General features: G+C 61.5%; 5 protein-coding genes and 1 pseudogene. 5 read left to right on the top strand and 1 reads right to left on the bottom strand.

From position 1 onward, the window contains the following. The 3 genes from EN750_RS17725 to EN750_RS17715 all read left to right on the top strand — a co-directional run. Positions 1-213: VOC family protein (locus EN750_RS17725; RefSeq protein ID WP_348629597.1), on the top strand; the 213-nt coding region annotated here is incomplete at its 5' end. Between the two features lie 87 nt (positions 214-300). Next, the gene (locus tag EN750_RS17720) at positions 301-831 is read left to right on the top strand and encodes a gluconate 2-dehydrogenase subunit 3 family protein (protein WP_127397185.1); all 531 of its coding nucleotides are present in this window, start codon (positions 301-303) and stop codon (positions 829-831) included. A 46-nt stretch (positions 832-877) separates the two neighbouring features. After that, the gene (locus EN750_RS17715) at positions 878-2,449 is read left to right on the top strand and encodes a GMC family oxidoreductase (protein WP_127397184.1); all 1,572 of its coding nucleotides are present in this window, start codon (positions 878-880) and stop codon (positions 2,447-2,449) included. Between the two features lie 64 nt (positions 2,450-2,513). On the opposite strand, the gene EN750_RS17710 is transcribed toward EN750_RS17715, so the two are convergent. Then, positions 2,514-2,927, bottom strand: coding sequence for a hypothetical protein (locus tag EN750_RS17710; RefSeq protein ID WP_127397183.1), 414 nt, complete (start codon positions 2,925-2,927; stop codon positions 2,514-2,516). Positions 2,928-3,237: 310 nt separating this feature from the next. On the opposite strand from EN750_RS17710, the gene urtA reads away from it, so the two are divergent. Together urtA and EN750_RS17700 are read left to right on the top strand one after the other, a co-directional pair. Beyond that, a complete protein-coding gene (gene urtA / locus EN750_RS17705; RefSeq protein WP_127397182.1) occupies positions 3,238-4,548 on the top strand; it encodes an urea ABC transporter substrate-binding protein in 1,311 nt (436 codons plus the stop codon). 108 nt (positions 4,549-4,656) lie between these two features. Continuing rightward, positions 4,657-5,157, top strand: a pseudogene (locus tag EN750_RS17700) (urea ABC transporter permease subunit UrtB); the annotation flags it as partial.

Below are 5,157 nucleotides of genomic sequence, written 5' to 3'. Positions count from 1 at the left end.
GAGCCTTACGGGCTCGGCGACGGCTACGGCCATCTGGCGGTCTCGGTCGTCGATCTCGACGGCGAACATGATCGTCTCGGCGCGCTAGGGCTCAACCCGAAGAAAATCGTCGAGTTCAACCGCGACGGGTCGCTGATCGCCCGCTTTTTCTTCATCGAGGATCCCGACGGCTACAAGATCGAGGTTCTGCAACGCGGAGGTCGCTTCCAATAGGAGACATCGCAGCCGTCCCCTGACGGGGGCAGCGCGCCAGCAACGGCGTTCTGAAGAGAGCGCACATAGCAAGCAGGGAGGAATAAAATGGTCACGATCTATGACGCGAAGCCCGGGCTGTCCCGTCGCGAGCTTCTCAAACGCGGCAGCATCGGCGCGCTGCTCGTCATCTCAGGCGGCGCCGTCATCAGCCCCGAGCATGCCTGGGGACTGGAGACATCGGCACTCAAGCCCGAAACCATGGCGACGCTGATCCAGATGGCGCGTGACATCTATCCGCACGATCAGGTTCCGGACAAATATTACGCCATTGCCGTGAAAGGCCACGACGAACAGGCCGGCAAGGACGCCGCCTACAAGACTATGCTCGAAGATGGCATCGCCGACCTCGACAAGAAGTCCGGTGACGGCGGCTACCGCGGCCTTGGCTGGGAAGACCAGCGCGTCGCCGTGCTGAAGCAAATCGAGGCGACGCCGTTCTTCCAGGCCATTCGGGGTGGCCTCGTGGTCAGCCTCTACAACCAGAAAGAGGTGTGGCCGATCTTCGGTTACGAGGGCGAGTCCTATTCCAAGGGCGGCTACATCGCGCGCGGTTTCGACGACATCGAGTGGCTCTGAGCCCCGTCGTTCTTGAACCCGCAAACAGAAATCATGGGAGGAAACCATGGCAGCTTCATTTGATCTGAACAACGATGGCGTGGTCGTCATCATCGGCTCGGGCGCCGGCGGCGGCACGCTCGGCAACGAACTCGCCCAGAAGGGTGTCGACGTCGTCATCCTGGAAGCCGGCGCGCGCCACGAATACGAAGACTTCATCAATGACGAGTGGGGTTCGTTCAGCCAGCTCGCCTGGACGGACAAGCGCACCACGTCGGGCGACTGGCGTGTGGCCAAGGACTTTCCCAACCTGCCGGCCTGGATCGTCAAGTCGGTCGGCGGTTCGACCACGCATTGGGCGGGAGCTTCGCTGCGCTTCCAGGAGCATGAGTTCAAGGGGCTGTCGACCTACGGCAAACTGGAAGGCGCCAACCTGCTCGATTGGCCGATCACGCTGGCCGAGATGGAGCCCTACTATGCCCAGGCTGAAGCCAAGATGGGCGTCACCGGCACCAATGACTGGCCGCGGCTGCCGGGCAACAACAATTTCAAGGTGTTGAAGGCCGGCGCCGACAAGCTCGGCTACAAGGAATGCCACACCGGCAACATGGCGATCAACTCGGTCGATCGCGACGACCGCATGTCCTGCCAGCAGACCGGCTTCTGCTTCCAGGGCTGTAAATGGGGCGCCAAATGGTCGACGCTCTACACCGAGATACCCAAGGGAGAGGCGACAGGCCATCTCGAAGTCAGGCCGAATGCCATGGCGATCAAGATCAACCATGACGCCAGCGGAAAGGTGACCGGCGTTGTCTACGCCGACAAAGACGGCAAGCTGCAGGAGCAGAAGGCGCGCATCGTCGCGGTTGCCGGCAATTCGATCGAGAGCCCGCGGCTGCTGCTCAATTCGGCGTCGGGGAAATTCCCCGATGGGCTTGCCAACTCGTCGGGTCAGGTCGGCAAGAACTACATGCGTCACACCACCGGCTCGGTCTATGCCATCTTCGACAGACCGGTGCACATGTATCGCGGCACGACCATGGCCGGCATCATCCGCGACGAGGCGCGGCATGATCCATCGCGCGGTTTCGTTGGTGGCTACGAGTTCGAGACGCTGTCGCTCGGCCTGCCGTTCATGGCAGCGTTTCTTGATCCGGGCGCATGGGGGCGCTCGTTCACCACAGCACTCGATCACTACGACCACATGGCCGGCCTTTGGATCGTCGGTGAGGACATGCCGCGCGCGGAGAACCGCATCGCGCTGCATGCCGACGAGAAGGACGCGCACGGCATGCCGATCGCCGACGTGCATTTCGACGATCATCCAAACGACACCGCGATGCGTAACCACGCCTACAAGCAGGCTACGGCACTCTATGATGCGGTCGGCGCCACCCGCACCTTCCCGACGCCGCCCTATCCGTCGACCCACAATCTCGGTACCAACCGGATGAGCGAGAAAGCGGAAGACGGCGTCGTCAACAAGCACGGCCAGGCGCACGACATCAAGAACCTGTTCGTGTCGGATGGCAGCCAGTTCACCACCGGGGCCGCCGAAAACCCGACCCTGACGATCGTGTCGCTGGCGATCCGCCAGGCCGACTACATCGCCGCGCAGATGTCGGCCAAGACGATCTAGTCACATCCTCCCGACGGACTGCTGGCGCGGAACCGGCAAGGTTCCGCGCCTTTTTCTTGCCGCCTCACTGCTTTGTGCAGGTCGAGGCGGTGAAGGCGCCGTCGGGCTGCTTCATGATCATGTCGAAGGAGGGCACGGTTTCGCCGTCCAGCGTCGCCTGGGTCAGCGACAGTGAATTGCCGCCGGCGGTATATCCGCCCAGCGGCCCCAGCCACGAGATCACGCCGTTTGCGTCCATTTGGTAGTTGTAGCCCTGCCGCGCGGTGCCGAAGACGCTAAGGCTGGTGTAGACGGGGCCGCTGTAGACGTTCCCCTTGATGGTGATGTCGCCGAGGCTGAGGAACATGCCAAGCAGGTACACTTCGCAATGATAGGCGCCGTCAGGCATCTTGCCGTCGCTGAAATCGGCTCGCGCGGCCACGGTTGCTGCAGCCAGAAGCAGTATGCCGATGAAAATACGTGAAATACCTGAAACCATGACGTCGCTCGCTTGAAGAGCGAGCTTGCCCTATTTTTGCACCGCGCCGCAACATCGGTCGCCTGAGGCACTGGTGAGTTCAAAATCTAGGCAGATTTGGCAAATGATCGAAAAATAGGCAGAGGCTGCGCAAGCTGCGCAAAATTCCCTCAATCGATTTTCTGGCCACCTCTCTTTGTTTTGTAAGCCCTATATGCCAAGGTGCTGATATCTATAATTTATTTGTGCCCTTTCGGGATTGCCAGAGCGGTTGGCATGGGGGTTGCTTTGTAGTGTTGCGGTGCAATCAACTAGCTTGGGAGTCTGTAATATGAGGGGTAATTTCTCGACAATAACAAAAATGTTTTCGGCTGGTGTGGTCGCCGCCGGCCTGTTGACGTCCGCTCCGGTCAAGGCCGCCGACGACACGATCAAGGTCGGCATTCTCCATTCGCTGTCGGGGACCATGGCGATTTCGGAGACGACGCTGAAGGACGCCATGCTGATGCTCATCGACGAGCAGAACGCCAAGGGTGGTCTGCTCGGCAAGAAGCTCGAGGCGGTCGTCGTCGATCCGGCTTCCAACTGGCCGCTGTTTGCCGAAAAAGCGCGCGAACTGATCTCCAAGGACAAGGTCGCGGCGGTGTTCGGCTGCTGGACCTCGGTGTCGCGCAAATCGGTGCTGCCGGTGTTCTCGGAACTCCACAATATCCTGTTCTACCCCGTCCAGTATGAGGGCGAGGAAAGCGAGCGCAACGTGTTCTACACCGGTGCGGCGCCGAACCAGCAGGCCATCCCGGCTGTCGACTATCTGATGAGCGAGGATGGTGGTTCGGTGAAGCGCTGGGTGCTGGAAGGCACCGACTACGTCTATCCGCGCACCACCAACAAGATCCTCGAGGCCTATCTGAAGGCCAAGGGCGTGGCGGCTGAAGACATCATGGTCAATTACACGCCGTTCGGCTTCTCCGACTGGCAGACCGAAGTTTCGGCGATCAAGAAGTTCGGTTCGGCCGGCAAGAAGACCGCCGTCGTCTCGACCGTCAACGGCGACGCCAACGTGCCGTTCTACAAGGAACTCGGCAACCAGGGCATCAAGGCCGAGGACATCCCGGTCATGGCCTTCTCGGTCGGCGAGGAAGAGCTAGCCGGTCTCGACACCGCGCCGCTGGTCGGCCATCTCGCCGCCTGGAACTATTTCGAGAGCGTCGACACGCCCGAGAACAAGAAGTTCATCGCCGACTGGCACAAGTTCATCAAGAACGACAAGCGCACCACCAACGATCCGATGGAAGCCCATTATATCGGCTTCAACATGTGGGTGAAGGCGGTCGAGAAGGCCGGCACCACCGATCCGGACAAGGTCATCGACGCCATGATCGGCGTGTCGGTGCCGAACCTGACCGGCGGCTATTCGACGATGATGCCGAACCACCACATCACCAAGCCGGTGCTGATCGGCGAAATCCAGGCCGACGGCCAGTTCGAAACCGTGTCGCGCACGCCGGGCCTGGTGATGGGTGACGAGTGGTCCGACTATCTGCCTGATTCCAAGGACCTGATCTCCGATTGGCGCGCGCCTCTGTCCTGCGGCAACTTCAATGTTGCCACCGGCAAGTGCGGCGGCAAGGGCACGAACTGATCCTCCCCGGGCTGGACCTTCAGGTCCATGCCCATGACCGCGCGCGTCCGGACGGCTTCCTCCGCCGTCCGGACGCCCACTTCAACCTTCAGGGGTTACCAGAGACCGATGACCTTGATCCGCACGGGTTTGATGCTGTTGTTCCTGCTGGCGACGCTGTCGTCCTCCGGCGCCGGCGAAGCCGATCTGCGCGGCATCATCGCCAAATTCGCCACGGCCAAGGGCTTTTCCGAGATCGGGGCCGTCGTCCACGAACTGGCGGCCGCCGGCGATCCGGCTGTAGAGCGGCCGCTTGCGGCACTTGCCGACGGCAACCTGTATGTCCGCAAGGCTGATTCCCTTGTGTTTGTCGGCAAGGAAGCGGGCGAAAGCGTCCAGCTTTCCGACCCGTTGAGCGGCGAGGCGTCGGGCGAGGCGGCCAAGGACGGCATCACCAAGATCAAGGTCAACAACACGCTGCGTCGCGTCATACGCGATGCGTTGGGCACGCTGACGCTCGGCGCCAAGGACCCGGCCGTGCGTGTTGCCGCCGCCGACACCATGTTCAAGACGCCCGACGCCGCAAACATCGGACCGCTCGACACGGCAATCGCCAGTGAGACCGTGGCC

Origin of the sequence: Mesorhizobium sp. M7A.F.Ca.ET.027.03.2.1 (genome assembly GCF_003999175.1) — a bacterium.
Lineage (GTDB): Bacteria > Pseudomonadota > Alphaproteobacteria > Rhizobiales > Rhizobiaceae > Mesorhizobium.
The sequence above is the reverse complement of the archived record's forward strand: the minus strand, read 5'-3'. Positions and strand labels throughout refer to the sequence as shown.

Bases quoted from the DNA above. Each gene is read 5' to 3' on its own strand.
- EN750_RS17720 (WP_127397185.1), top strand. From the start codon at position 301: ATGGTCACGATCTATGACGCGAAGCCCGGGCTGTCCCGTCGCGAGCTT.
- EN750_RS17715 (WP_127397184.1), top strand. From the start codon at position 878: ATGGCAGCTTCATTTGATCTGAACAACGATGGCGTGGTCGTCATCATC.
- EN750_RS17710 (WP_127397183.1), bottom strand. From the start codon at position 2,927: ATGGTTTCAGGTATTTCACGTATTTTCATCGGCATACTGCTTCTGGCT.
- urtA (WP_127397182.1), top strand. From the start codon at position 3,238: ATGAGGGGTAATTTCTCGACAATAACAAAAATGTTTTCGGCTGGTGTG.